Raw genomic sequence first — 25535 nt, forward strand, 5'->3', positions numbered from 1 at the left:
GACCGTTCGTCGTGACCGAGCAAGCACACACCATCATTCTTGGCATTGAGACCAGCTGCGACGAAACCGCCGCTTCGATAGTTGTCCGGGATGAAACCGGCCGGGGAACAATCCGTTCCAACGTGGTCCGGTCCCAATTGGATGAACACGCAGCCTTTGGCGGTGTCGTTCCAGAATTGGCGGCGCGAGCCCATGTTGAATGGCTCGACCATATCATCGCACAAGCCGTTGACGAAGCCGGAATTGCGATCAGCGAAGTTGATGCAATTGCTGCAACCGCTGGCCCTGGCCTTATCGGCGGGGTGCTGGTGGGATTAACAACGGCCAAAGCCTTGTCGGCCTCGCTCGACAAGCCGCTGATCGCCGTCAATCACCTTGAAGGCCACGCGCTCACCGCGCGCCTGACCAATGAGGTGCAATTCCCCTATCTTATGCTGCTCGTTTCTGGCGGCCATAGCCAGTTTGTGCTGGTGCGTGGCGTGGGCGACTATGAGCGCTGGGGCGGGACAATTGACGATGCCTTGGGCGAAGCCTTCGATAAGACAGCAAAGCTTTTATCGCTCGGGCATCCCGGCGGGCCTGCAGTTGAGCAGATGGCAAAACAGGGCGACCCAAAGCGTTTCCGCTTCCCAAGACCGCTTCTGCGGGAAGAGCGGCTCGATTTTTCGTTCTCTGGGCTGAAAACCGCCGTGAGATTGCAGGCAGAAGCCTTGGCACCGCTCACCGACCAAGACGTCGCCGACATTGCGGCCTCCTTCCAGGCAACCGTGTCGGAAATTGTAGCGAAGCGCTCGTCTCAAGCACTCTACCGGTTTAAGGCCGAGCTGCCTGATGCTGTACCTACGCTGGTGGTTGCCGGTGGGGTTGCGGCTAATCAGGCCATTTCGGCGGCATTGCGGGCCGTTGTGGACGAACACGGAGCGACGCTCGTTGTTCCCCCCATTGCGCTTTGCACCGATAATGGCGCGATGATCGCTTGGGCAGGCGCCGAACGCTTTGCACTCCATGCGCGCAATACGCTCGATTTTGCCGCACGCCCACGCTGGCCCCTTGATACGCCGGATATGAAGGTTTCGTCCGATGACGTTTGATCATGTTGCTGTCATTGGTGGCGGCGCTTGGGGCACCGCTCTAGCGCAAGCGGCGGCAATGGCCGGTCGCAGCGTCAGTTTGGTAGTCCGCTCGGCTGAACAGGCCGCCTCGATTAACGCCACGCGGATCAACGAAAAATCCCTGCCCGGGCAGATCTTGTCGCCAGCGATCAGCGCTGTGACCAGTTTGGGCGCTGCTGATTTGATTATTATGGCTGTGCCCGCCCAGACGACACGGTCGGTTTTGGCGGCGCTTGACCCCAGATTGCTGGACAACAAGCCCGTGATCCTTTCGGCTAAAGGCCTTGAGCAGGGCACGCTGGAGCGGCAGAGCTCCATTGTCGAGCAGCTGTGCCCAACTGCGGTCCCTTATGTCCTCTCCGGCCCAAGCTTTGCCGCGGACCTCGCCTCGGGGCGTCCCACTGCCGTGACACTGGCCGGCGATGATGATGAGGCCACCGAAGCTATCGCTGCCGCTTTGGCAGGACCGAGCTTCCGGCTCTACGCCGCAGATGACCGCACCGGCGTAGAAATCGCTGGTGCGCTCAAGAACGTCTATGCGCTTGCGTGTGGTGCCATAGAAGGGGCGAACCTTGGCGCTTCGGCGCGCGCCGCCTTGATCGCGCGCGGCTATGCAGAAATGGCCCGCATGGTGACAGCCATGGGTGGCTCGGCCAGCACGCTCACAGGATTAGCGGGCATGGGCGATCTCACCCTGACCTGCACATCCAGCCAATCGCGCAATTATCAGTTTGGTATTGCTCTGGGAGCGGGACGTTCGACACAAGACATTCTAGCCAGCGGCGCGAAACTGGCCGAAGGTGTCGCCACCGCGCCGGTTGCTGCTGCCTTGGCGAAGACCCTTGGGGTCGATGCCCCACTGATCGACGCGGTAGATGCTGTAGTAAGCGGCACCTCTAATATTGCGACCGTTGTCGCCGGGCTGATGTCCCGGCCTTTGAAGAGAGAAGACTGACCATGCTTTACGCCATGATTGCCAAGGATGCTCCCGGTGCTCTGCAGACGCGCCTCGACGTGCGTCCGGCTCATCTCGACCATTTGCAATCTTTGGGTAAGGCAGTGGTTTATGCCGGAGCCTTGCTGGATGACAATGATCAGCCGGAGGGCTCGATCGTTGTGTTTGAAGCGGAAGATCTCGATGCCGCCAAAGCCATGGCTGCGGCTGATCCGTTTGTACCGGCAGGCGTTTTCTCGTCCTATGAAGTGAAGCGCTGGCGCATTGCCATCAACACCACCGGCGTGGAGTTTTAAGCGCTATGGCCTATTGGCTAATGAAGTCTGAGCCAGATGTTTTCTCATACGCAGACCTCGAGGCCAAAACGGCCAAGGGCGACGTGGAAGAATGGCATGGGGTGCGCAATTATCTAGCGCGCAACAATATGCGGGAAATGAAGAAGGGCGATCTCACCTTTTTCTATCACTCCAATATCGGCCGCGAGATCGTGGGCATCGCGCGTATTGCCAATGAGTCTCATCCCGACAGCACCGCCGAGCCCAATAACAAGGGGCAGATCGTTTGGGACTGTGTTGATCTCGAAGCGGTAAAACCATTTCCCCGCGCCGTGACCCTAGCTGAGATCAAAGGCACTGAGCAGCTCAGTGAAATCGAGCTGGTGAAATATTCTCGCCTCTCGGTCTCGCGCGTTTCGGAATATGAATGGGAACTGCTCTGCAAGATGGGCGGCCTTTAGGCCAATAAAGAAGGGCCACTCAATCGAGTGGCCCTTTTAATTTGAAGGGTTACCGCGCCTCGTTCTGTTCGGGCTGCGGTGCGTATTTCTGCAGCAGCGGTAGCTGCGTCATCGAGAAAATCACCGTCAACGGCATAATGCCCCAGACCTTGAAGGCGACCCAAAAGTCGGTGTCGAAATTGCGCCAGACAATCTCGTTGATGACGGCCAGCACGACGAAGAACAGACCCCAATTGAGGGTCATCTTCCACCAGCCTTCAGGCTTGAGCTTATAGACGTCGCCAAAGACGTATTTGAGCAAGGACTGACCGAACAGCAGCCCGCCAAGCAGCACCACTGCAAAAAGCGAATTGGTAATGGTCGGCTTCATCTTGATGAAGGTGTCATCCTGCAACCACAGGGTCAGGCCACCAAAAATCAGCACCACTGCACCAGTGACCAGTGGCATAACCGCGATTTTGCGCAAGATCAGCCAAGACAATGCGAGGGATAGAACCATCGCGCCCATGAACCATGCGGTCGCGACGAAAATATCGGTGCGGCCGTTCATGATGAAGAACAGCACCAAAGGCCCTAGTTCCAACGCAAGCTTGATCACCTGCGGCTTTAGCTCATCCCAACTCGGTTCGGCCTGGGTTTTGTCGGTCATAATATTTTCCAGTAAGACGCCAGAACTTTAGGGGTTATGACGCGGTCTGCAAGCGACTTAGCGCGTAACAGTGGTTAGATTTTGACCAGTGACCTGGCCCGTCATTCACTTTAATGCTGGCCAGCGATCGCCTTGGCAAAATCGCCTGCTTCAAAGGGCTCAAGGTCTTCAACCCCTTCGCCGACACCAATAAAATGCACAGGCAGGCCAAATTTACGGGCGATGGCCACGAGAATGCCACCGCGGGCCGTACCATCAAGCTTGGTCATCACCAGCCCTGTTACCCCACCGCGCTTGCCAAAAATTTCAACCTGACGAAGCGCATTCTGCCCGGTAGTTGCATCCAAGGTCAGAAGGGTCGCGTGGGGCGCGGAAGGGTCAACCTTCTTGATCACACGGATGATTTTTTCCAACTCATCCATCAGCTCTTCGCGGTTTTGCAACCGACCGGCCGTATCGATGATAAGAACATCGCGGCCTTCGGCCTTGGCTTGGGTGACGGCATCGAAGGCCAGACCCGAAGCGTCTGCCCCCGCTGGACGCGAGATGACGGGGGAATTGGTGCGCTGACCCCAGACCTGAAGCTGTTCAATCGCTGCGGCGCGGAATGTATCGCCCGCGGCGAGCATGACCGACTTGCCTTCGCGCGAGAATTTCTGCGCCAGCTTGCCGATGGTGGTGGTCTTGCCCGAGCCGTTGACGCCAATCATCAAGATAATGAAGGGCTTTTGCGCGGCGTCGACAACCAGAGGTTGAGCGACTGGGGTGAGAACTTTTTCGACTTCCGCGGCGAGAACGGCACGGACGTCTTCACCAGACACGTCTTTATCAAACCGGTCGCGGCGTAGCGTTTCGGTTATGGAAATCGCGGTCTCGATCCCCAAGTCAGCCTGAACCAGAACGTCTTCCAGCTCATCAAGCGTTGCCGCATCAAGCTTACGCTTGGTGAAAACCGAAGTGATTGAGGTGCTCAAATTGTCTGATGAGCGTTTTAGGCCCGAGGCAAGACGCGCGAACCAGCCTTGCTTTTCGGCCGGAACGTCAACAGCTGGCGCCGAAGCAAGCGGCACAGGGGTTGCGATCGCCTGAGGCGGCGAGACCAGCTGGTCTTCAACCTCTTCGACATAGTCTGGCGTCATTTCCGGTGGGCCGGGCGGCGGTAGATCTTCCTCGACCGCAGGCGCCTCAACGACAGCAATTGGTTCGGGCTCGGGTGTTTCTGGCACATGGACTGGTGCCAAAGGTGCATCAGGCAGGCCTTCTGGACCCGCCGGTGATGGAGCAGGCTGGCCACCGAAAAACCGCTGGAAGAAGCCGGGTTTCTTTTCGCTCATAGTCTCAGTTCGCCTTCACCTAAGCTGCAAGGGGGAGCACGTCGCCGACAAGGCAATCTGCGCTCGCGCCCGTAATTCTTACACTGACCAATGACCCGTGTTCTATGCCAGCCATATTAACGGGAAGGAACTGTTGCGTGCGGCCGATGCCGGAGCGTTCAACAAGCACTTGTTCCACCGCGCCAATCCGCGTTTGGCTGAGAGCCTGGACCTGCCGATCCCCCTCCTGACGCAGAACATTTGCTCTTTGCTTTGCCACCGCGCGGTTGACCTGTGGCATGCGCGCCGCCGGTGTGCCCGGGCGCGGCGAATATGGAAAGGCATGGATATAGGTCAGGCCCGCTTCGCTGATAAAGCGGCGGGAGTTTTCAAACATGTCGTCGGTTTCGGTCGGAAAACCGGCAATAATGTCTGCGCCAAAAACCATGTCAGGCCGCAAGCCCCGGAGCTTGGCGATGATCGCTAGAGCATCATCGCGCAAATGGCGGCGCTTCATCCGCTTGAGAATGAGATCATCCCCTGATTGCAGCGAGAGATGCAGATGCGGCATCAGGCGAAGATCGGTGACCGCTTCATAAAGCGCCGGATCGGCCTCAATGGAATCAATCGAGGAAATGCGCAGGCGCGGGAGGTCCGGCACATGCCGCAAGATCGCTTGGACCAATTGGCCCAAGCTGGGTGCGCCGGGGAGGTCGGGGCCGTAGGAGGTAATGTCCACCCCGGTGAGCACCACTTCTTTGACACCATTGGCGACAAGCTTTTTGATCTGATCGACGACCAAGCCCATTGGCACAGAGCGCGAGGGCCCACGACCAAAAGGAATGATGCAGAAGGTGCAGCGGTGATCGCAACCGTTTTGCACCTGCACAAAGGCTCGGGTGCGGCTATCCATGCCTTCAATGAGATGAGCGGCGGTTTCGCGCACGCTCATGATATCGTTGACCTGCACCTTGTCGTTCAGCGTCAGGCCAAAAACCATCGGCTTATAGCTATCGGCCTTGAGCTTATCGGCATTGCCGATGACCAGATCGACCTCGGCCATATCGCCAAAGCTGCGCGCCTCAGTTTGCGCTGCGCAGCCGGTCACGATGATTTTGGCCTCAGGATTATCGCGGCGCGCTTTACGAACCGCCTGCCGTGCCTGACGGACGGACTCCTGAGTGACGGCGCAGGTATTGATAATGATAGCATTATCCAACCCGGCCTTTTCGGCCTCGGCCTTCATCACCTCGCCCTCATAGGCGTTGAGGCGGCAGCCAAAAGTGAGTGTCTCAATGGCCATTAAGCGGCCTCGCTACGCGCCCAAATGCCCGTTGAGGGGTCAACCGTGCCGCGCCATTCATACTCTGCCGGTCCCGTTAGGGTCACGTGATCATCAGGCAGCCACTCCACAACGAGATCGCCGCCTGGAACAGTGATCGTCGCTTTGCGATTGGTGCGACGGGTACGAACGCCGTTGACGAGGGCGGCGCAAGCAGCGGTGCCACAGGCTTCAGTGATCCCTGCCCCACGCTCCCATGTCCGCAAAATCATGCGGTCTGGCGTGATGACCTCCGCGATAGAAATGTTGCAGCGCTCTGGGAAGAGCGGATGGTTCTCGAGCATGGGCCCGAACTTTTCCAGAGCATAACCCCACACATCGTCCTTCACCCAGAAGGTGACATGAGGATTGCCCATAGAGGCTGCCGAAGGGGAATGCAGGATTGGCGCATCAATCGGCCCAATCTGAAGTTCAATGGCGCGCGTGTCGCCAAACTCTTCGTTGAGCGGAATGTCGTACCACGCGAATTTGGGCGTACCCATATCCACAGTGATCAAGCCGTCTTCAGCTTCTTCTCCGAAGAGAAAACCTGCAACGCTTTCAAAATCGAAACGTCGACGCCCGTGCTCAGCTGTGAGGAACTGCACAACGCAGCGCATCCCATTGCCGCAAGCTTGAGCGCGCGATCCATCGGAATTGATGATCTCAATAAAATAGTCGGTTCCCGAGGTGCGCGGATCATGGATGGCCATGATCTGGTCGAACTTGGTTTCTGGAAGCGCATTGATGGCAATCGCCGCTTCCGCCGTGACCCGCCTATCGGTGCCACGCATATCGGCCACGATAATCTGGTTGCCCAAACCATTCATTTTTAAAAAAGGAATGTCGCTCACGGTCAATTCTTTCACGCAGTGTGCGCCGTTCGCAGAGGCGCTTTCGCCCACTATATGGCGGAATAGCTTTTCAATTGCCAGAGCGACACCTTCACCGAACGCGTTGGTTCGACGCGGTTAACCGACGCTTGCGTCAATCGGGTACATTAAAACGTAACCATTGGCCTTAACTAGAAACAAAATTTAATCGTGCAATCACAGAGGAAAGAGTGGCTATAGATCTTTGAAGCAGATCGCTAAGAGGGAATAACTATGAATATGGCTTTTTCGCCTAGTCATATTATCAGTGACTGGAAAGACTACTACGCCAATGTGTGGGGCACACAGGCACTTCGTCTCCAGCACACTTTAGCCCAATCGGATTTGTTTTCCGATGAAGCACTTTCCCGTCTGATCGACATGACCCCGCGTGAGGCCTATCACGTCAATTACTCTCAAAAGACCCCCGGGAACCCGCCTAAACGGCGCGAAGGCCAGATCAAAGACCTATCCGGTGCGGAGGTTTTGGAGGTTGTGCGTAACGGCAATATTTGGGTGAATTTGACCGCACCGGCCAAAACCGACCCAGCCTATGGGGCACTGCTCGATAGCCTTTATAGCGAATTCGAAGGCCGTATCCCGGGCTTTAAGAGCTATAAGCGCAATCTCACCATTCTCATCTCATCGCCCAACGTCTCGGTCAAATACCACTCTGACGTTCCGGGCCAGAGCTTGTGGCAGGTGCGGGGCACAAAGAAGGTTTATGTCTACCCCGCCCAAGCGCCCTTTATTTCTCAGCCAGCGCTGGAAAAGCTTATCCTTGGGCAGTTGCGCGAAACAGACATGCCATTTGAGCAGTGGTTTGATGATTTCGCGCAGGTTTATGACCTTGAAGCGGGCCAGATGCTGCATTGGCCGCTCAATGGGCCACACCGCGTCGTCAATCACGGCATGCTCAATGTCAGTTTCACCACCGAGCATTGGACCGACGAACTGCGTAAACACTACGCGGTAAATTACGCCAATGGCGTGTTGCGCAATAAGTTGGGCCTCACAAAGCTCGCTCAGAACACGAGCGGTCTTTCTTATCTGTCCAAACTCGGGCTCGCCGGCGCAGTAAAATTTTCGCCGCTCAACCCGCAGCGCAAGAAGGTTTACACTGTCGACTTTGAAGTCGACCCAACCAATCCCGAAGGTATCAGGGACATCCCCGCCTTCACCTTTGAAAAGTGATCTCGTCAAATCGCCGCGATAGACGCCCTTCACACTAAGGTTATAAATCAGCGCGAGGCGTTCGATCGCCTTGCGCCCCTTTGGCTCGAGCTCGAACAGCGCTCTGGGCGGGATGTCTTGTTCCAGAGCCTGGGTTGGGTTCGTGCTGTCTGGGATTTTGAGGTGGCGCGAAACAACGCAGCCTTCAGCCCCTTTATCGTTCTCGCTTACCGAGGCGAGAGCCTTATCGGCGCTCTTCCGATGGAACTCGTGAGCACAGGCATGCGCCGTGTCTTAGTGCCCATTGGCTATGCTTTTTCTCAGATAGCGAATGCCTTGGTAGCCGCAGAAGAAGATGCTGAGACCGTGGTTCGACAGCTGATCGATGCCACAAAATCAAAAATTGCCAGTGATACGCTGCTCTTCACGAAAGTGCGCAGCGGCTCATCACTCTATAAAGGTCTGCCGGCCGATCACGTCAAAACCGCCGAAACCCTCGGTGCGCCCGTCGCAGAACTATCGGACTATCCTGACTTCGCTGCATATTTTCGCACGGTAAGGCCGAAAACGCGCAAAAACATCCGCAATGCGCGCAATAGGCTCGAACGCGAGGCCACACTCTCCCACCACGTGGTTGATGATGCAGGCCAACAACTGGCCTTAATCGAAAGAACGCTCAGCAGCCGTGACCAACGATTGAAAGAGCAGGGCCTGACGTCGCGCGCTTTCGGCACGCGTCATTTTCAGGACTTTTGCGCCAGCCTCGTCGGCAATCCAGATCTTTCAATCACGGGTTTTTCGCTCGTTCACGGTCAAAATTTTCTGGCTGAACAATGGGGTTTCACGCACGGTGACCGCTATTATGCCTATGTCGCGGCCCGTGACTTTTCCCAGTCGGACGAAAGTCCGGGCAAGATGCATCTCGCCGAAATCACTCAGGCCTGCGCTGACAGAGGGCTGGACGCCTGTGACCTCGGTATTCCCACCATGCCCTACAAATTGACCTGGGCGACTCAAGTCGTGGGCGTCCACGATATCGCTATCCCTCTAACCGCACGCGGCAAGTTGATTGTGCGCGTTTGGGATGTTTGGTTGCGACCAAACCTGAAAGCGTTGGTTTTGCGTACCCCACCGGCCCTCCGCGTCAAAGTCATGCGTTTTTTTGGGCGGAACAAGGACCAAAAACCATAAGGATTGCCGAGCTTCCTTGACTCGTTGGGCACTTTCCCTTAGAGCCAAACTGTTCATCAGGCATTTGCTCCTGACCAGCCGACCGGGACCCCTAGGGGTATAAAGAGATCCCGGAGGCCAACATCCGCCAGCGCGTTGCGCCCGCGGGTGGGTTTGGTGTTTGGCTTTTTGGATCTTATCTCTCACAAGGAATTGGCCTTGCGAGTGAAAAGGAAACGGCATGTTCGAGAGCTTAAGCGACCGGCTTGGCAAAATCTTTGACGGGCTTCGTGGCCGCGGCGCGCTGAATGAAGCGGACGTCGATGCTGCAATGCGCGAGATCCGTCGTGCCCTTATTGAAGCCGACGTTTCGCTTGAAGTTGTCCGTGCCTTCGTTGAGCAGGTTCGTGAACGCGCTATTGGCGCTGAAGTCACGCGCTCCGTTACCCCGGGTCAGCAGGTCGTCAAGATCGTCAACGACGAGCTCGTTGCAGTTCTTGGATCTGACGCTGTCACCATCGATCTTAACGCCCCTGTCCCCGTAACCCTCCTGATGGTGGGTCTGCAGGGTTCGGGTAAGACCACCACCACCGCCAAGATTGCCAAGCGTCTTAAGGACAAGCAGCGCAAAAAAGTGCTGCTGGCTTCGCTCGATACGCGCCGTCCGGCTGCTATGGAGCAGCTGCGCATCCTTGGCGAACAGGTTGGTGTTGACACTCTTCCAATCGTCTCGAGCGAAACGCCGGTCGAAATTGCGCGTCGCGCTGAACGCGAAGCCCGCCTCGGCGGCTATGACGTTCTGATCGTCGATACCGCCGGTCGGACGCATATCGATGAGGAACTGATGGTCGAAACGGTCTCCATTAAGGAGACCGTCAAGCCACATGAAATCCTGCTGGTTGTCGATTCGTTGACCGGCCAGGACGCGATCAACGTCGCCCGCTCATTTGATAGCCGCCTCGACATTACCGGTATCGTGCTGACACGCGTTGATGGCGACGGTCGTGGTGGCGCTGCGCTCTCGATGCGCGCCGCAACGGGCAAGCCGATCAAGCTGATCGGTGTTGGCGAAAAGATGGACGCCCTTGAGGACTTCCATCCAAGCCGTATCGCTGACCGTATCCTTGGCATGGGCGACATTGTTTCGCTCGTCGAAAAGGCTGCCGAACACGTCACTGCCGAAGACGCCGCGAAAATGGCGAAGAAGCTCAAGAAGGGCTCCTTCGACCTCGACGATCTGCGCGGCCAGCTTCAGCAGATGAAGAAGATGGGCGGCATGGGTGGCCTGATGGGCATGATGCCCGGCGCCGGCCAGATGAAAAAGGCTATGGCCAACGCGAACATCGACGAAAAGGTCTTTGATCGCCAGATCGCTATTATCAATTCGATGACCGCCAAGGAACGGGCCAACCCGGACCTGCTCAATGCTTCGCGCCGCAAGCGTATCGCTGCTGGTGCCGGTGTTGACGTGTCGGAAATCAATAAGCTGACCAAACAGCACCGCCAGATGGCGGATATGATGAAAAAAGTCTCCAAGGGCGGCATGGGCGCACTCGGGGGCATGTTTGGGGGCAAGATGGGCGGAATGCTCGGCGGCATGCCGGACCTGTCCAAAATGGACCCTAAACAGCTTGAAGCCATGGCCCGTCAGGCCGGCATCAATCCCGATCAGCTCAAGGGCCTACCCGGCGCTGATCTCCCTGCCCCCAAGGCGCTGCCGACTGACGTCAACGCGCTGCTCAAGTCCTCCGGTGGCCCGGGTCTTCCCGGTCTCGGTGGCTTACCAAAATTCCCAGGCCTGCCCGGCTTGGGCAAGAAGAAATAGACCAAAACTCGAAACTAGGAGCCAATCATGGCACTCAAGATCCGCCTTGCACGCGCTGGCACCAAGAAGCGCCCATTCTACCACATCGTTATCGCTGACGCGCGTTCGCCACGCGACGGCCGCTTCATCGAAAAGCTGGGCACCTACAACCCACTGCTGAACAAGGACGTTGAAAACCGCATCGTTCTGAACACCGAACGCGCTCAGCACTGGCTGTCCGTTGGTGCGGTTCCGACCGACCGCGTAGAACGTTTCCTCGACGCAGCGGGCCTCCTGAAGCGCGACGCACGCAACAACCCAAAGAAGGGTGAGCCAGGCGACCGCGCTAAGGAACGCGCAGAAGAAAAGGCAGCTAAGGAAGCTGCTGTTGCTGAAGGCGCAGCTGAATAATTTTAGTTCTTTTTGGACTGAGATTTTTGAAGACCCTGGTGTTTCGGCACCGGGGTTTTTTGTTGGGTTTTGTAGCTACAAAGAGAAGCCCCGCCGTCGCGCCAGCTTCCGCCTTGATAATCAAAACTAACAAAAAACCCCGACATCTCTGCCGGGGTTTTCAGACTTAAAACTTATGGAACTTATAAAGGAGACAACGTCTCCCTTATGCTGCCTTGAGCTTTGCAAGGATGGCTTCGCCCATTTCTTGGGTACCAACGACCTTGCAGCCTTCCTGGGCAATGTCAGCCGAACGTAGGCCATCGGCGAGAACGGCAGCAATGGCGCCTTCGACCTTGTCAGCCAATTCGATCATGCCGAAGGAATAGCGCAGAGCCATCGCGTAGGACGCGATCATCGCGATCGGGTTGGCGATGCCCTTGCCGGCAATGTCTGGCGCCGAACCGTGGACTGGCTCGTACATCGCCTTGCGCTTCCCGGTGGTCGCATCTGGAGCGCCGAGCGCTGCCGATGGGAGCATGCCAAGCGAACCGGTGAGCATTGCTGCAACGTCCGAGAGAATGTCGCCAAAGAGGTTATCAGTAACGATGACGTCGAACTGCTTTGGATTGCGGACGAGCTGCATAGCGCAGTTGTCAGCCAGAATATGGTTGAACGCTACGTCGCCAAAATCCTTGGCAACGGTGCGCACAACTTCGTCCCACAAGACGCCAGACTTCATGACGTTCTTTTTATCGGCCGAGTGGATCTTGTTGCCGCGCGTGCGGGCAAGATCGAAGGCGACACGCGCAATGCGATCAATTTCGTAGGTTTCGTAAACCTGAGTATCCACACCGCGCTTCTGGCCATTGCCCAGATCGATGATTTCCTTCGGCTCGCCGAAGTAAACGCCACCGGTCAGCTCGCGCACGATGAGGATGTCGAGGCCTTCAACCAATTCGCGCTTGAGCGCAGAGGCGTCAGCCAGTGCTGGGTAGCAGATCGCTGGACGCAGGTTGGCAAACAGGCCCAGATCCTTGCGCAGACGCAGCAGCGCTGCTTCTGGGCGCTTGTCGTAAGGGACATTGTCCCACTTCGGACCGCCAACAGCGCCGAAGATGACAGCATCGGCCTTCAGAGCCTTTTCCATGTCTTCTTCGGAGATCGCTTCGCCATGCGCATCATAAGCGCAACCGCCAGCCAGACCGCGTTCAATCGCGAAGTCCGTCAGACCAGCTTCGTTGGACCAAGCGATGATCTTTTCGACCTCAGCCATGATCTCTGTGCCGATGCCGTCACCTGGCAGAAGGAAAAGGGAATGGGCAGCCATATTGGGATAAACTCCTCAACCGTACTCACGGGTACACCTTAGCTTGCACATAGCGCTTTTTTCGACGCTAGCGCAAGCCACGGCGGAAGCGACAGCGCAAATTCGTGCGCATGAGCTGCAAGCCATCACACAGATAAACGAGCGCTGAGGTGAGCCTCATTTTACTAATTGGAAAGCGTGCGATCAGCTGTGACTAGTCGCGGCGCCGATGCGGGCCGTTACTTCGATCTCGATCTTCATGCCCACTTCGATCATCTGCACGATCAGCATGGAAGCGGCGGGGCGGACCGTATCCTCGATCGAGGAGCCCACTTCTTTGAGCGCTTTGTCGATAGTGGCCAGGACGTTCTTGGCCTGCTCGCCAACGCTCTCCGGCATGATCATGGTGGCGTAGTCATAGCCTGTCGTGCCGGACACATAGACAGTGTCTTCGTGGCGCACGGCGCGCGAATAGCCAAAAGTGGCTTCAAAGGGCGAGCCAGTGGAAACGCGCTGCACCATAGTGTTAGTCCAATCTCTTGTGGAGGAAGTATCGAGTGTGACCGGGCGGATAGTCTTCTAGGCGGCCGTATTCAGTGTAGCCAAGCTTTGCGTAAAACCCAGGAGCTTGAAAACTCATCGTGTCTAGCCGAATGCCGACACAGAGCTTTTCGCGCGCCAAGACCTCTGCCCTATTCATCAAGGCTTCGCCAACACCCTGCCCGCGTAAAGCCTCTGGAAGGTGCAATAGTTCAATCATCATCCAGCCGTAGCTGATGCGGCCAGTCAGGCCGCCAACAGTGTCGCCGCCGTCGTCTTTCAACGCCAGCACAAATGAAAAAAACGGAGGAGCAAATCGCCCCTCCGTTTTGGAGTCATTGTATTGGATAAGACCGCTCAAAATGGCCTGATGAGATGCCCCACTCAGACCTTCTTCTAAAACGATCTGGACCACTTTAGAGCCAGGGACGTTGTGTAGCCATTTTACCCTCAAAGGAGGAGATGGATGCATCGGACTTCAATGTGCCGGCAATGTCATCGAGACCTTCAAGCAGAATCTGCTTGCGCGATGGGTCGATGTCGAAGTGGAGTGTGCCACCATCTGGACCCTGAATGGTCTGCGCTTCGAGGTCGATGGTCAGAGTAGCGTTTGAGCCGCGCTCGGCATCGTCGAGCAGCAGTTTGAGCTGTTCTGGCGAAACGACGAGTGGCAGAATGCCGTTCTTGAAGCAGTTATTGTAGAAAATGTCTGCAAAGCTGGTGGAAATCACGCAGCGAACGCCGAAGTCAAGCAGTGCCCAAGGCGCGTGCTCACGCGAGGAACCACAACCAAAGTTGTCGCCCGCGATGATGATCTGCGCTTTGCGATAAGCAGGCTGATTGAGGACGAACTCAGCATTTTCCGAGCCATCTTCATTGTACCGCATTTCGGAGAACAGCGCAGTGCCGAGACCGGTGCGCTTGATCGTCTTGAGGTACTGCTTTGGGATGATCATATCGGTGTCGATATTGATAATCGGCAATGGAGCCGCGACACCGGTCAGAGTGATGAACTTATCCATGGGGTTTGGGACCTCGCTGTTACTAGCGTCATCGCGCAATCCGGGGGTATCGGTCAAGGCCTAACCGTACCAAAGCGTACGGTTGGAGTTTTCACCCCATCCGTACGTTTGAAAAATGCTTAGAGGCTGGTCTTTGGATCGACGCCCAACATGATGTTGAGGTTCTGAACTGCAGCGCCAGAAGCGCCCTTGCCCAGATTATCGTAAACCGCAGCAATGACAGCCTGATTGAGCTCATCATTGGCAAACACATAGAGCGAGAGCTTATTGGTGCCGTTATTGGCCTGAGGATCAAGCGAAGCGAGTTTGCCGGCGCTTGGATCATAAGGCATGACTTCAACGAAGCTGTTCGGGATCGCTGCGTAATGTGCCGAAAGGCAATCATGCAGATCTTTGCCCGTTGGCATATCGGCAACCATGTCGAGGTGCAGCGGCATCGTCGTCAACATGCCCTGAGCAAAATTGCCAACGGTGGGCTCAAACAAAGGCGCACGGTTCAGATGCGCATATTCCGCCATTTCTGGCAGGTGCTTGTGCTTAAAGGTCAGCCCGTAAGGCATGAACTGGCTCGGCTTTGCCCCTTCTGCCTCATACTCTTCGATCATCTGGCGACCACCGCCCGAATAGCCGGAAATGCCATGGTAGCTCAGCGGATAGTCGCCGGGCAGAAAGCGCGCTTCCACCAGCGGACGAGCGGCCGCGATTAGCCCCTGTGGCCAGCACCCTGGATTGGCAACGAAACGCGCCTTAGCAATGGCTTCGGTCTGACCGATGTCCATTTCAGCAAAGCCATAGGTCCAGCCTTCAGCGATACGGAATGCGGTCGAGGCATCAATGACACGAGTGGTGTCATTGTCGATGAGACGTACGCTTTCTTTGGCGGCTTCGTCGGGCAGGCAGAGGATCGCCACATCAGCTGCATTGAGCAGGCGCTTACGCTCATCCTGATCCTTGCGCTTTTCCGGCGCGATCGAGAGAACTTCAAGATCCTGTCGGCCAGCCAGACGATCACGGATCTGCAGACCAGTGGTACCAGCTTCGCCATCAATAAAGATCTTCGCGGCCATGAATGGGCTCCTCAATAAGACTTGGCTTAGATGGCGTTCTCTCGCGCCAACGTCAAGCGTTCTGCGGTTGTAATGCATGCCCAGCTTTGGCAATCCTAAGCATCTACAAAACGAGGGACGACTATGAGCACTCCACACAATCACGCCAAGCCCGGTGACTATGCAGAAGCGGTGCTGCTGCCGGGCGACCCTTTGCGCGCAAAATGGATCGCTGAGACGTTCTTCGAGAACCCCAAACTCGTCAATTCTGTCCGTAATTGCCTCGGCTATACCGGCACTTGGAAAGGCAAGCCCATTTCAGTGCAGGCCAGCGGTATGGGCCAACCGTCCCTCGCCATCTATGTGCATGAGTTGATCAACGTCTTTGGCGTTAAAAAGATCATCCGTGTGGGCACATGCGGCGGGCTTAGCGCTGATGTGAAAGTGCGGGACATTATACTGGCGCAGGGTGCGTCCACCGATTCAGGCATTGTGAAGGACCGGTTCGGCGCCTTCAACTTCGCCCCAATCGCTGACTTCGGCCTTCTGCGAACAGCCGCCAATCTCGCTGAAGAGCGCGGTTTGGCCTATCACGCAGGCAATATGCTGTCTTCAGATGTCTTCTACCACGCTGATGGCTTCGCAGGGTATGACAAGTTGCCGGAACATGGCGTGATCGGCGTGGAGATGGAAGCGGCTGTGCTTTATACGCTCGCGGCGCGTTTCAAGGTGAAGGCCCTCGCCATTTGCACCATGACTGATAGCCTGATTACGCACGAGGAAATGAGCGCCGACGAGCGCCAAAGCTCTCTCAAAGAAATGGTTGAGCTTTCCCTCGATACCGCCGTCGCTTAAACCCGTAAAAAGGCTGAGAGTTAGAGGCCGAATGCAGCAGCAGGGCTGGACTCATTGGCGTTTATCGCCTATGAGCCGCCCATTCGTGTGTTTGCCTCTCGGAGTAGACGCACGGGAATAACAAGAAGACTGCCCTCCGTTACAAACCAAGACCGGGCAACAAGGGTTTTCGGACCCCCAAATTGCTCCAGCGAAAAGATCAGAACGGATCGATTATGACCAATATCATCCAGCAGCTTGAACAAGAACAAGTTGCTAAGCTCGCCGCTCAGCGCGAACTTCCAGACTTCACCCACGGCGATACCGTCAAGGTGTGGGTAAAGATCCGCGAAGGCGACAAGGAACGTCTCCAGGCCTATGAAGGCGTCGTGATTGCTCGCTCGGGTGGCGGCATCATGGAATCCTTCACCGTCCGTAAGATTTCTTACGGTGAAGGCGTGGAACGCGTGTTCCCAATCTACTCCCCAAACATTGCTTCGGTTGAAGTGATCAAGCGCGGTAAGGTTCGTCGCGCCAAGCTGTACTACCTGCGCGATCGTCGCGGTAAGTCTGCTCGTATTTTCGAATCGACCAACGCTCGTACCCGCAAGATCGAAGCTGGCGAACGCGAAGCAGCACTGGCTGCTAAGGAAGCCCGTGAAGCTGAACGCGTAGCAGCAGCTCAGGCCCTCGCAGCTGAAGTCGCTGCAAAGGAAGCTGAAGCAGCAGCTGCAGCAGCAGCAGCCGAAGAAGCAAAGAGCGAATAAGACGCTCGAAGCTGATCGAATTGAGAGGCCCGGTGGCAACACCGGGCCTTTCCTTTTGCCACAACGATTCACGTGAAACGCTTAGCTCAATCGGCTAGGGCTGATAGAAGAGCACAAACAAGCGTCACCCGATTCCCGGAGTCTTTAATGACCACTTCCATTGTGACCTGGAACATCAATTCGGTCCGTCTTCGGATCGAGATGGTCCTTAATTTCTTGCGCGAGTATCAGCCGGACGTACTGATGCTACAGGAAATTAAGTGCACGAATGACCAGTTTCCGCGCAATGCTTTCATCGAAGCTGGCTACCCGCACATGGCCGTGCATGGCCAGAAGGGTTACCACGGGGTCGCAACTGTCTCAAAGTTTCCGCTAACGGACATTTCAAGCCGCTCTTTCTGCGAAATTCCCGATTCGCGTCACATCGCAGCGCTGATGGACTTTGGCTATGGCCCAACCACGCTGCACAATTTCTATATTCCTGCGGGCGGCGATGAGCCGGACGTAACCATCAATCCCAAGTTCAAGCACAAGCTCGATTTCCTGGATGAGCTGAAGACGTGGTTCGCCGAGCCTGCCTTCCAGCATCGTCAGCTGATCGCCGGTGACTTCAACATCGCGCCACACGAGAACGATGTGTGGAACCACAAGCAACTGCTTAAAATCATCAGTCACACGCCGATGGAAACCGAGCGCCTCGATGCCCTGCTCAAGGGAGGATTTGGCTGGGTCGACCTGGTACGCAAGCACGTCCCCTACGATCAGAAGATCTATTCGTGGTGGAGCTATCGCGGCAAGGATTGGAATGCGTCCGACCGCGGCCGTCGCCTTGACCACATTTGGTCAACTTCGGACATCGCCCAGAATTGTTCTGGAATAGAGATCGTTCGCGCGGCCCGAGGCTGGACAGCGCAACCTTCGGACCACGTGCCCGTCATCGCCCATTTCGGCTAATCCGCCGAGCGAACCATCTTCTTTCGCAGTGGTTCGAGCGCGTGCATATATTGCCCCAGATCTCGTTGGATGCGCTCTGCGGCGCGTTGAGCGAGGCTGGGGCTTTGTTTCGCGAGCTTTAGGAAAGCCGACCGCGGGACAAAGATCAGCTCGCATTCCGTCTCAGCCGTAAAGGTCACGGGCCGCGGTTTAGCAATGATGAGCGAGGTTGGCGATATCACACTACCAGGCTCGGTGAGACGATAAGCTTTGCTCGCCTCTGCGCCTTGATGTTCAACGAGCACGGTACCGCGCACCAAAACAGAAGCACCTTGCGGCTCCGTACCGCCGCGATAGATGACGTCACCGGCTGAGAAATGCTGGCGATCACCAGCAAAACCCAACATGGTGAGCTCTTGTTCATCGCAAATGTCGAAGAAATCGGCCTGGCTCAAGAGCTCGGCCGCGTCGTCCACTATCATCAGCCCAGACCCGCTATGCCTTTGGCCGCTTCATCGAAGCGGCCTTTGGCAAGCTATAATCGAGTTCTGGGGGAGAATGAACTCTTTTGTCTTTTAGGGAACGAGACGATACCCACCATCTTCCGTGACGAGAAGACGTGCATTGGATGGATCGCGCTCAATCTTTTGGCGAAGCCGGTAGATATGGGTCTCTAACGTATGGGTGGTCACCCGATTATTGTAACCCCAAACCTCCTTTAGGAGGATGTCACGCGTGATGGTTTTCGGACCCTGACGATAGAGAAACTTGAGTATCGATGTTTCTTTGTCGGTCAAGCGGACCTTGGTGCCGTCCACCATTTCCATTGTCTTACCAGCAGGATGGAAATTGTAGGGACCAATAGTGAAAACGGCGTCTTCACTGCTGTCATGCTGGCGTAAAGCCGCCTGAATACGGGCCAAAAGGACTGGGTAGCGGAACGGCTTGGTCACATAGTCATTCGCGCCCGATTCAAGTCCCTGAATCTCGTCAGCGTCACTGTCGTGGCCGGTCAGGAGCAATACGGGGCTCGAATAGCCTTCCTGACGCAGGGTGCGCACAGCATCGCGGCCGTCCATATCAGGCAAACCGACGTCCATGATGGTGAGATCAACATTGTTCCCACGCACCGCGACGAAAGCATCACTCGCTGTGCCTGCTTCAACGATCTCGAAATCGGGCTCCGCCGCGAGCTGTTCGACGAGCGTCTGCCGTAGATCGGTATCGTCATCCACAACCAAGATGCGCCGCTTATTCATATTTTACTCCGCGCGTTTCCACTCTGGTCGAGCGAGATCACAAAGACGCGACCTAAAAAGGGCACGCCTCATCACATCGCCGTTATTGAGAAGGCAACGTGGAAACATACGGAAAAGTTGCAGGTTTAGGCCGAGATTGTCGCCGGCCGCTTACCGAACAGGGCCGAACCCACGCGCACATGGGTTGCACCCATAGCAATCGCGGTTTCAAAATCGCCGCTCATCCCCATCGAGAGGTGTGAGACACCGGCCTCCTGGCCAAGTTGGCTGAGATGGGCAAAATAGCTTCCTGCGGGCTGGCCGTCTGGGGGAATGCACATCAGGCCAATGATGTTGAGCCCGTGGACCTCGCGACAGCGTTTTACGAAAGCTACCGTGTCAGCAATCGCAATCCCGGCCTTTTGCTCTTCGCCACCAATGTTGACCTGCACAAAGCACGGTATGGATTTATCCGCACGCTTCATCTCCTCGGCCAGCACTGCGGCCACCTTCTCTCGGTCAACGCTTTCGATAACATCAAACAGTGCCACGGCCTCACGCGCTTTGTTGGTCTGGAGTGGGCCAATCAAGTGCAATTGCACGTCAGCAAACTTCTCGCGCAATGACGGCCACTTATCTTTGGCCTCCTGAACACGGTTTTCACCGAAAACGCGCTGGCCTGCCTGCAGAAATGGAAGGACCTCATCGGCTGAAAAAGTCTTGGAAACTGCAACCAAGTCAACGGTTTCGGGCGGCGCGCCGAAGCGAAGCCGTGCCGTCTCTATCCGAGCTTTAATGTCGTTGAGCGCAGTTTGGGCGCTGCTGATGCTGCCTGTCATTGCAGACCCCGTAGCTGTTGACCTGACAAGGGATTTCTGGTGATGGTCCGGGTAGCTAAAAACCCCTGAAAACGCAAGCGGCGCAACCCTCCTGCGACATGCTGTGTTAGATTTGTAAGGACGATCCGAGTTGAGCGGCGAACGCTACAATCCGCGCGAAAGCGAACCGAAATGGCAAAAGATCTGGGACGAGCGCCAGAGCTTTGTGACTTCCAACGATGATCCGCGCGACCCTTACTACGTCCTAGAGATGTTCCCCTACCCCTCGGGTCGCATTCATATGGGCCACGTGCGCAACTACGCCATGGGCGACGTCGTGGCGCGCTATCACCGTGCGAAGGGCAAAAATGTGCTCCACCCAATGGGTTGGGACGCTTTTGGTCTGCCAGCTGAAAATGCTGCGATCGAACGCAAGACCCATCCGGGTACTTGGACCTATGCCAATATTGAGGCGATGAAGAAGCAGCTGAAATCGATGGGCCTCTCCATTGATTGGACGCGCGAAATCGCCACCTGCTCGCCGGACTATTACCAGCACCAACAGGCTATGTTCATCGATATGCTTGAAGCCGGTCTCGTGACCCGCAAGAGCTCAAAGGTGAATTGGGATCCGGTCGACATGACCGTTCTCGCCAATGAGCAGGTTATTGATGGCAAGGGTTGGCGCTCGGGCGCTGCAGTTGAGCAGCGCGAGCTGACGCAGTGGTTCTTCAAGATCTCTGATTTTGCTGAAGACCTGCTCGAAGCCATAGACACGCTGACCGAATGGCCAGAAAAAGTGCGCACCATGCAGCGCAACTGGATCGGCAAGTCAGAAGGCATGCGCCTCCTGTTCGAACTGGTCGGCTCCGACAAGGCCGCCGCAACGTCGGTCGAGGTGTTTACCACCCGTCCGGACACTATTTTCGGCGCTTCCTTCCTCGCCCTATCGCCAGACCACCCGCTGACCGCTGAACTGGCCAAATCGAGCCCAGAGCTCACTGAGTTTGTTGCTGAATTCCGCCGTCAGGGAACAGCCACTGAAACGCTTGAAAAGGCGGAAAAGAAGGGCGTGTTCACTGGTCTTCACGTGAAACACCCGGTGGTTGAAGGCGCGACCCTGCCCGTCTATGTCGCCAACTTCGTCCTCATGGACTATGGCACGGGCGCAATCTTTGGTTGCCCAGCACATGACCAGCGCGACCTAGATTTCGCTCGTAAATACGATCTGCCGGTTAAGGCCGTCGTTCTGCCCGCAGACACCGACCCGGCCACATTTGCTGTTGCCGACGAAGCCTATGTCGACGGTGGCACCATCTTTAACTCAGAGTTCCTCAACGGCCTCACCATCGATGCTGCCAAAGCAAAGATGGCGGATGTCTTTGGTGCACGCACAGTTGATGGTCAGCCGCAGGGCGCAGTTGAAGTCAATTATCGCCTGCGCGACTGGGGTATTTCCCGTCAGCGCTATTGGGGTTGCCCGATCCCGGTCATCCACTGCGAAGTGTGTGGAACGCTGCCTGTGCCAAAGAAGGACCTGCCGGTCATTCTGCCAGAAGACGTTTCCTTCGATAAGCCGGGCAATGCGCTCGACCATCACCCGACCTGGAAGCACACCAACTGCCCACAGTGTGGTGTTGCCGCGCGTCGTGAAACCGACACCATGGACACCTTTGTCGACTCGTCCTGGTATTTTACCCGCTTCACTGCCCCACATGCGGATACCCCCACGGTACCGGCTGTCGCCAATCGCTGGCTTCCGGTGGACCAGTACATCGGCGGCGTAGAACACGCGATCCTGCACCTGCTCTACAGCCGCTTCTTCACCCGCGCGATGAAGGCCACTGGTCACGTTGGCGTAGATGAACCATTCAAGGGCCTGTTCACTCAGGGCATGGTCACCCACGAGACTTACAAGTCCACGGATGGCGCTTGGGTCAATCCAACCGATATCGCCATCGAAACCAATGGTGACGTCCGTTCTGCGCGCCTGCTGTCCAACAACGAACCAGTGTCTATTGGTTCTGTTGAAAAGATGAGCAAGTCCAAGAAGAACGTGGTCGATCCAGACGAAATCGTTTCGTCCTACGGTGCCGATACCGCGCGTTGGTTCATGCTCTCGGATTCCCCACCTGAACGCGACGTTCAGTGGACCGAAGCCGGTGTTGAAGGCGCAAGCCGCTTCCAGCAGCGCGTCTGGCGTTTGGTCAATGATCTCGTGGATGCAGCTCCGGCGACCGCAAGTGATGCCGTTGACGAAACCGCAGCCCTTGGTCTGCGCAAGATCGTGCACCGTTCCGTCCACGGCGTGGCTCAGGACATCGAAGGCCTGCGTTTCAACCGTGCCGTGGCTCAGATTTACGAACTCACCAACGCATTGGTGAAAGCTGTAAACGGCAAGCCTGGCGCCGCAACGCAAACAGCGCTCAAGGAAGGCACACGCTCGTTGATCCAACTGATCAGCCCGATGATGCCGCACTTGGCCGAAACATGCTGGGACGTTCTCGGCGCAGAAGGCCTCGTTGCCGACGCTCTCTGGCCAGAGGTTGACGCTAAGCTTCTCGTCGATGATGAAGTAACCATGCCCATCCAGATCAACGGCAAGCGCCGTGGCGAACTGGTTGTGGCCAAGGGTACTGCGGCCGCTGAGGTCGAAGCTCAGGCGCTTGCACTTGAAGCCGTCACCAAGGCGCTCGAAGGCAAGACCCCGAAGAAGATCGTGGTCGTTCCCGATCGCATCATCAACATTGTTGTATGACGTCGCTTAAAGCACATGAGGTGGCGCGCTATCTAGCGCGCCCCGACCTCAGCGAGGGCATATTCCTCGCTTATGGCCCAGACGGCGGTCTTGTTCGTGAGACCGCCCAGCGGCTGATCCGCTATCTGTCTGGTGACGATCCTGGCTCAGCCAATGTCACCATTTTTGACGGTCCGGAACTTAACGCAGATCCTTCACTACTCGTGCTAGAAGCCCGGTCAGTCTCACTGTTTGGCGGCAAACGCATCATTCGCGTGAGAAATGCCAGTAAGACACTAGCTGCGCCACTCAAAGAACTCGTAGATGATCCCGGTGGCACTGCCATCGTGCTCGAGGCCGATAATCTCACGCCCAAGGACGCTCTGCGTGCACTTGTCGAAGGCGCTAAATTGGGGCGCGCTTTGCCGTGCTACCCGGATAGCGACGAAACCCTTATTGCGCTCATGCGTGAAACGTTTAACCAGAACGGCATTCGGCACGACAACGACGTTATCCCAAGCCTACGAGAAATCCTTGGCAACGACCGCGAGATCACGCGTCGCGAATTGGAAAAGCTGACGCTTTACTCAGCCAAAACCAAACACCTTACCCGCGAGGACGTTCTGTTGCTTTGTGCCGACAACGGTGCCTTAGCCATAGACGCAATTTTGGATTCGACAGGCGGCGGGCACGCCGAAAAGCTAGAGCTGGCACTCAACCGTGCAGTTTCCGCAAATGTGAACCCCCAGCAACTACTGGCTATGCTGACCAATCATTTTGCCAGTCTTCGCCGTTGGCGGACCGAAGTGGACAAAGGCAAGCCAGCTCGCGCTGTGTTGGAGGGTGTAAAGCCCAAACCCCACTTTTCACGGATGGGAACCCTTGAGCAGCAGTTGCGCCTCTGGTCGGACCGCTCCCTAGCGATCGCCGCGGACCGCCTTCTGCAAGCGACTTCGGACAGTCGCCGCCGTCCCGCCCTAGCAGAAGCAGTGTTGCGAAGAACAACCCTGGCACTGTGCATGATGGCCGCCACACAATAAAAAACGCGCCCCAAAAGGGCGCGTTTCACGTGGAACATCTATTAAAACAAAAGCTTAGTTAGTCCGGCCGGTTAGACGCATGCAGATATCGTCCAACTGTTCGAGTGTCTTGTAGCGGATCTCTACCTTACCACCCTTGTCAGAATGATTTAGAGCCACCGTCAGGCCCAGCGCGTCGGCTAGGCGACGCTGTAGCGCCAAAGTGTCTGTATCGGGCTCAGCGCGGCCTACAACCGGCTTCTTCAAAGGAATATCGCGCTGCTGGCTGAGCGCTTCTGCTTCGCGAACCGAAAGACCCTTTTCAACGATCTCATGTGCCAGTGCAGTCGGGTCGTCGACAGTGATCAGCGTGCGCGCGTGCCCAGCGGTCAGTGTTCCGCTCGAGACCATGCCGCGAACGTCTTCTGGCAACTTAAGCAAGCGCAGCGTGTTTGCCACATGCGATCGCGATTTGCCGATAACTTGCGCCAGGTCCTGCTGAGTATATTCAAACTGCTCAATCAGCTGACCATAACCCATTGCTTCTTCGAGCGGGTTAAGGTCGGCGCGTTGAACGTTTTCGATAATCGCTAGTTCGAGCGCTTCCTTATCGTCAACATCACGGACGATGACCGGAACGTCGTGAAGGCCCGCTTTTTGGGATGCGCGCCAACGGCGTTCACCGGCGATCAACTCGAAAATGTTTGGATCGGTCGTTGGACGGACTAGAAGCGGCGACATTACGCCCTTCTCACGGATCGAGTTCGTCAACTCTTCGAGTTGCTCATCGTTGAACGTGCGACGCGGGTTCGCGCGGTTTGGAATGATGAATTCTAGCGGCAATTTTTTGCCGCCGGAACCCGACTCGGTCACGCGTGCACCTTCGATAGAAGCCATGTCGCCAATAAGCGCTGCAAGACCCCGGCCAAGACGTGTCGGTTTGTCTGTCATTCTGCGCTCCTAAGCTGCGTTCAGGCGCCGCTCGCGGCGGATAACTTCAGTGGCAAGGCGCAGGTAAGCCTGAGATCCTGCGCACTTCAAATCGTATAGCAATGCCGGTTTGCCGTAGGACGGCGCTTCCGAAAGGCGAACATTGCGCGGAATGACTGTGTCATAGACCAGATCACCCATTTCGCTACGCACGTCCGCAAGAACCTGCTCGGAAAGATTGTTGCGCTTGTCGAACATGGTCATCACCACACCCTGGATCGAAAGGCGTGGATTGAGGGTCGAGCGTATCTGCTCAATGGTCTGCAAGAGCTGTGAAAGACCTTCAAGCGCGAAAAACTCGCACTGCAGTGGCACCAGCACAGCGTCAGCCGCAACAAGTGAATTGACCGTAAGAAGGTTCAACGAGGGCGGACAATCGATGAGAATATAGCTCACCGGCTTGTCGTTGATCCGCATCTCATCAACTTGCTTGAAGGCATTGCGCAGCTTAAAAGCACGATCGCCCTGCCCAGCAATGGTCAGTTCCACCCCGAGCAAGTCCATCGTCGACGGGACAATTGCCACATTGGGCACCGTCGTCATGATCGACGCTTCGACGACGGTCGCTTCACCAACCAAGACGTCATAGGCCGACAATGCGCGGTCGGTGCGATTGATGCCCAGACCCGTAGAGGCATTGCCCTGAGGATCAAGGTCGACAATCAACACGCGCTCACCAATAGCAGCAAGGGCCGTTGCGAGATTGATGGCTGTTGTCGTTTTACCGACACCGCCCTTTTGATTGGCTAAAGTAAGGATTCGGGGTGCCAAATCGGCCTCCGCTTGC

27 protein-coding genes are annotated in these 25535 nt (G+C 56.4%); 13 read left to right on the forward strand and 14 right to left on the reverse strand.

The features are described 5' to 3' along the window. Positions 1 to 32 precede the first annotated feature (32 nt). The 4 genes from tsaD to JHL21_RS10730 are packed head-to-tail and all read left to right on the forward strand — an operon-like array spanning position 33 to position 2803. Positions 33 to 1091, forward strand: coding sequence for a tRNA (adenosine(37)-N6)-threonylcarbamoyltransferase complex transferase subunit TsaD (gene tsaD, locus JHL21_RS10715; RefSeq protein ID WP_200213766.1), 1059 nt, complete (start codon positions 33 to 35; stop codon positions 1089 to 1091). Beyond that, entirely contained in the window at positions 1081 to 2067 is a 987-nt protein-coding gene (locus JHL21_RS10720) for an NAD(P)H-dependent glycerol-3-phosphate dehydrogenase (protein WP_200213409.1), read from the forward strand. The genes tsaD and JHL21_RS10720 overlap by 11 nt, the downstream gene beginning before the upstream one ends. A gap of 2 nt (positions 2068 to 2069) precedes the next feature. Further along, positions 2070 to 2363, forward strand: a complete 294-nt coding sequence (locus JHL21_RS10725; RefSeq protein ID WP_199531005.1) for a YciI family protein — start codon at positions 2070 to 2072, stop codon at positions 2361 to 2363. Between the two features lie 5 nt (positions 2364 to 2368). Further along, positions 2369 to 2803 (forward strand): EVE domain-containing protein, encoded by a 435-nt coding sequence (locus JHL21_RS10730; RefSeq protein WP_200213415.1) that lies wholly within the window; start codon positions 2369 to 2371, stop codon positions 2801 to 2803. Between the two features lie 49 nt (positions 2804 to 2852). Here JHL21_RS10730 and JHL21_RS10735 read toward each other — a convergent pair whose 3' ends face one another. From JHL21_RS10735 to dapF, 4 genes are all read right to left on the reverse strand, one after another. Beyond that, positions 2853 to 3452: a septation protein A gene (locus tag JHL21_RS10735; RefSeq protein ID WP_199531007.1), complete on the reverse strand. Its 600-nt coding sequence runs from the start codon at positions 3450 to 3452 to the stop codon at positions 2853 to 2855. A 110-nt stretch (positions 3453 to 3562) separates the two neighbouring features. Next, positions 3563 to 4786: a signal recognition particle-docking protein FtsY gene (gene ftsY, locus JHL21_RS10740; protein ID WP_200213417.1), complete on the reverse strand. Its 1224-nt coding sequence runs from the start codon at positions 4784 to 4786 to the stop codon at positions 3563 to 3565. A 19-nt stretch (positions 4787 to 4805) separates the two neighbouring features. Then, a complete protein-coding gene (gene mtaB, locus JHL21_RS10745) occupies positions 4806 to 6068 on the reverse strand; it encodes a tRNA (N(6)-L-threonylcarbamoyladenosine(37)-C(2))-methylthiotransferase MtaB (RefSeq protein ID WP_200213419.1) in 1263 nt (420 codons plus the stop codon). Next, positions 6068 to 6916, reverse strand: a complete 849-nt coding sequence (gene dapF / locus JHL21_RS10750) for a diaminopimelate epimerase (protein WP_200213767.1) — start codon at positions 6914 to 6916, stop codon at positions 6068 to 6070. Before dapF ends, mtaB begins: the two co-directional genes overlap by 1 nt. Positions 6917 to 7198: 282 nt before the next feature. Between dapF and JHL21_RS10755 the strand changes: the two genes are divergently transcribed. The 4 genes from JHL21_RS10755 to rpsP all read left to right on the forward strand — a co-directional run bounded on the left by JHL21_RS10755 (position 7199) and on the right by rpsP (position 11516). Beyond that, on the forward strand, positions 7199 to 8152 hold the full coding sequence (locus JHL21_RS10755) for a hypothetical protein (RefSeq protein WP_200213421.1): 954 nt from the start codon (positions 7199 to 7201) through the stop codon (positions 8150 to 8152). A 117-nt stretch (positions 8153 to 8269) separates the two neighbouring features. Beyond that, entirely contained in the window at positions 8270 to 9322 is a 1053-nt protein-coding gene (locus tag JHL21_RS10760; protein WP_200213423.1) for a GNAT family N-acetyltransferase, read from the forward strand. Positions 9323 to 9542: 220 nt separating this feature from the next. Then, a complete protein-coding gene (ffh, locus tag JHL21_RS10765; protein ID WP_200213425.1) occupies positions 9543 to 11126 on the forward strand; it encodes a signal recognition particle protein in 1584 nt (527 codons plus the stop codon). A gap of 27 nt (positions 11127 to 11153) precedes the next feature. Further along, positions 11154 to 11516 (forward strand): 30S ribosomal protein S16, encoded by a 363-nt coding sequence (gene rpsP / locus JHL21_RS10770; protein ID WP_182394549.1) that lies wholly within the window; start codon positions 11154 to 11156, stop codon positions 11514 to 11516. A 205-nt stretch (positions 11517 to 11721) separates the two neighbouring features. Here the strand turns inward: rpsP and leuB are convergent, their stop codons facing one another. The 5 genes from leuB to argC form a co-directional block, all read right to left on the reverse strand. After that, a complete protein-coding gene (gene leuB / locus JHL21_RS10775) occupies positions 11722 to 12825 on the reverse strand; it encodes a 3-isopropylmalate dehydrogenase (protein ID WP_200213426.1) in 1104 nt (367 codons plus the stop codon). A gap of 183 nt (positions 12826 to 13008) precedes the next feature. Next, entirely contained in the window at positions 13009 to 13326 is a 318-nt protein-coding gene (locus tag JHL21_RS10780; protein ID WP_200213428.1) for a Rid family hydrolase, read from the reverse strand. Between the two features lie 4 nt (positions 13327 to 13330). Then, positions 13331 to 13816 carry an N-acetyltransferase gene (locus JHL21_RS17900; RefSeq protein WP_200213430.1) on the reverse strand — a complete coding sequence of 162 codons (486 nt, stop codon included), beginning with the start codon at positions 13814 to 13816 and terminating at the stop codon, positions 13331 to 13333. After that, on the reverse strand, positions 13761 to 14366 hold the full coding sequence (gene leuD, locus JHL21_RS10790) for a 3-isopropylmalate dehydratase small subunit (protein WP_200213431.1): 606 nt from the start codon (positions 14364 to 14366) through the stop codon (positions 13761 to 13763). Before leuD ends, JHL21_RS17900 begins: the two co-directional genes overlap by 56 nt. Positions 14367 to 14485: 119 nt before the next feature. Beyond that, the gene (argC, locus tag JHL21_RS10795) at positions 14486 to 15433 is read right to left on the reverse strand and encodes an N-acetyl-gamma-glutamyl-phosphate reductase (protein WP_200213433.1); all 948 of its coding nucleotides are present in this window, start codon (positions 15431 to 15433) and stop codon (positions 14486 to 14488) included. Between the two features lie 123 nt (positions 15434 to 15556). On the opposite strand from argC, the gene deoD reads away from it, so the two are divergent. From deoD to JHL21_RS10810, 3 genes are all read left to right on the forward strand, one after another. Then, a complete protein-coding gene (gene deoD, locus JHL21_RS10800) occupies positions 15557 to 16267 on the forward strand; it encodes a purine-nucleoside phosphorylase (protein ID WP_200213434.1) in 711 nt (236 codons plus the stop codon). 215 nt (positions 16268 to 16482) lie between these two features. Next, positions 16483 to 17013, forward strand: a complete 531-nt coding sequence (gene rplS / locus JHL21_RS10805; protein WP_199531020.1) for a 50S ribosomal protein L19 — start codon at positions 16483 to 16485, stop codon at positions 17011 to 17013. A 147-nt stretch (positions 17014 to 17160) separates the two neighbouring features. Beyond that, positions 17161 to 17967 (forward strand): exodeoxyribonuclease III, encoded by an 807-nt coding sequence (locus JHL21_RS10810; protein WP_200213436.1) that lies wholly within the window; start codon positions 17161 to 17163, stop codon positions 17965 to 17967. Here JHL21_RS10810 and JHL21_RS10815 read toward each other — a convergent pair. The 3 genes from JHL21_RS10815 to JHL21_RS10825 form a co-directional block, all read right to left on the reverse strand. After that, positions 17964 to 18428, reverse strand: coding sequence for a Crp/Fnr family transcriptional regulator (locus tag JHL21_RS10815; protein WP_169194468.1), 465 nt, complete (start codon positions 18426 to 18428; stop codon positions 17964 to 17966). The two genes, JHL21_RS10810 and JHL21_RS10815, sit on opposite strands and share 4 nt — an antisense overlap. 93 nt (positions 18429 to 18521) lie before the next feature. Beyond that, positions 18522 to 19205: a response regulator transcription factor gene (locus tag JHL21_RS10820; RefSeq protein ID WP_200213437.1), complete on the reverse strand. Its 684-nt coding sequence runs from the start codon at positions 19203 to 19205 to the stop codon at positions 18522 to 18524. Between the two features lie 125 nt (positions 19206 to 19330). Further along, entirely contained in the window at positions 19331 to 20023 is a 693-nt protein-coding gene (locus JHL21_RS10825; protein ID WP_200213439.1) for a YggS family pyridoxal phosphate-dependent enzyme, read from the reverse strand. A 130-nt stretch (positions 20024 to 20153) separates the two neighbouring features. Between JHL21_RS10825 and leuS the strand changes: the two genes are divergently transcribed. Beyond that, on the forward strand, positions 20154 to 22760 hold the full coding sequence (gene leuS, locus JHL21_RS10830) for a leucine--tRNA ligase (RefSeq protein ID WP_200213441.1): 2607 nt from the start codon (positions 20154 to 20156) through the stop codon (positions 22758 to 22760). After that, entirely contained in the window at positions 22757 to 23779 is a 1023-nt protein-coding gene (gene holA / locus JHL21_RS10835; RefSeq protein ID WP_200213443.1) for a DNA polymerase III subunit delta, read from the forward strand. The genes leuS and holA overlap by 4 nt, the downstream gene beginning before the upstream one ends. A gap of 54 nt (positions 23780 to 23833) precedes the next feature. Here the strand turns inward: holA and JHL21_RS10840 are convergent, their stop codons facing one another. Further along, positions 23834 to 24709, reverse strand: a complete 876-nt coding sequence (locus JHL21_RS10840; RefSeq protein ID WP_200213444.1) for a ParB/RepB/Spo0J family partition protein — start codon at positions 24707 to 24709, stop codon at positions 23834 to 23836. Positions 24710 to 24718: 9 nt separating this feature from the next. After that, complete coding sequence (locus JHL21_RS10845) at positions 24719 to 25519, reverse strand: ParA family protein (RefSeq protein WP_199531027.1); 801 nt, start codon at positions 25517 to 25519, stop codon at positions 24719 to 24721. Between the last annotated feature and the right edge of the window lie 16 nt (positions 25520 to 25535).

Origin of the sequence: Devosia sp. WQ 349K1, from assembly GCF_016595685.1 — a bacterium.
Classification (GTDB): domain Bacteria; phylum Pseudomonadota; class Alphaproteobacteria; order Rhizobiales; family Devosiaceae; genus Devosia.

Excerpts from the sequence above, each read along its gene's own strand:
- JHL21_RS10720 (WP_200213409.1), top strand. The coding sequence starts at position 1,081 with ATGACGTTTGATCATGTTGCTGTCATTGGTGGCGGCGCTTGGGGCACC.
- JHL21_RS10725 (WP_199531005.1), top strand. The coding sequence starts at position 2,070 with ATGCTTTACGCCATGATTGCCAAGGATGCTCCCGGTGCTCTGCAGACG.
- JHL21_RS10730 (WP_200213415.1), top strand. The coding sequence starts at position 2,369 with ATGGCCTATTGGCTAATGAAGTCTGAGCCAGATGTTTTCTCATACGCA.
- JHL21_RS10735 (WP_199531007.1), bottom strand. The coding sequence starts at position 3,452 with ATGACCGACAAAACCCAGGCCGAACCGAGTTGGGATGAGCTAAAGCCG.
- ftsY (WP_200213417.1), bottom strand. The coding sequence starts at position 4,786 with ATGAGCGAAAAGAAACCCGGCTTCTTCCAGCGGTTTTTCGGTGGCCAG.
- mtaB (WP_200213419.1), bottom strand. The coding sequence starts at position 6,068 with ATGGCCATTGAGACACTCACTTTTGGCTGCCGCCTCAACGCCTATGAG.
- dapF (WP_200213767.1), bottom strand. The coding sequence starts at position 6,916 with ATGAATGGTTTGGGCAACCAGATTATCGTGGCCGATATGCGTGGCACC.
- JHL21_RS10755 (WP_200213421.1), top strand. The coding sequence starts at position 7,199 with ATGGCTTTTTCGCCTAGTCATATTATCAGTGACTGGAAAGACTACTAC.
- ffh (WP_200213425.1), top strand. The coding sequence starts at position 9,543 with ATGTTCGAGAGCTTAAGCGACCGGCTTGGCAAAATCTTTGACGGGCTT.
- rpsP (WP_182394549.1), top strand. The coding sequence starts at position 11,154 with ATGGCACTCAAGATCCGCCTTGCACGCGCTGGCACCAAGAAGCGCCCA.
- leuB (WP_200213426.1), bottom strand. The coding sequence starts at position 12,825 with ATGGCTGCCCATTCCCTTTTCCTTCTGCCAGGTGACGGCATCGGCACA.
- JHL21_RS10780 (WP_200213428.1), bottom strand. The coding sequence starts at position 13,326 with ATGGTGCAGCGCGTTTCCACTGGCTCGCCCTTTGAAGCCACTTTTGGC.
- JHL21_RS17900 (WP_200213430.1), bottom strand. The coding sequence starts at position 13,816 with ATGCATCCATCTCCTCCTTTGAGGGTAAAATGGCTACACAACGTCCCT.
- leuD (WP_200213431.1), bottom strand. The coding sequence starts at position 14,366 with ATGGATAAGTTCATCACTCTGACCGGTGTCGCGGCTCCATTGCCGATT.
- argC (WP_200213433.1), bottom strand. The coding sequence starts at position 15,433 with ATGGCCGCGAAGATCTTTATTGATGGCGAAGCTGGTACCACTGGTCTG.
- deoD (WP_200213434.1), top strand. The coding sequence starts at position 15,557 with ATGAGCACTCCACACAATCACGCCAAGCCCGGTGACTATGCAGAAGCG.
- rplS (WP_199531020.1), top strand. The coding sequence starts at position 16,483 with ATGACCAATATCATCCAGCAGCTTGAACAAGAACAAGTTGCTAAGCTC.
- JHL21_RS10810 (WP_200213436.1), top strand. The coding sequence starts at position 17,161 with ATGACCACTTCCATTGTGACCTGGAACATCAATTCGGTCCGTCTTCGG.
- JHL21_RS10815 (WP_169194468.1), bottom strand. The coding sequence starts at position 18,428 with ATGATAGTGGACGACGCGGCCGAGCTCTTGAGCCAGGCCGATTTCTTC.
- JHL21_RS10820 (WP_200213437.1), bottom strand. The coding sequence starts at position 19,205 with ATGAATAAGCGGCGCATCTTGGTTGTGGATGACGATACCGATCTACGG.
- JHL21_RS10825 (WP_200213439.1), bottom strand. The coding sequence starts at position 20,023 with ATGACAGGCAGCATCAGCAGCGCCCAAACTGCGCTCAACGACATTAAA.
- holA (WP_200213443.1), top strand. The coding sequence starts at position 22,757 with ATGACGTCGCTTAAAGCACATGAGGTGGCGCGCTATCTAGCGCGCCCC.
- JHL21_RS10840 (WP_200213444.1), bottom strand. The coding sequence starts at position 24,709 with ATGACAGACAAACCGACACGTCTTGGCCGGGGTCTTGCAGCGCTTATT.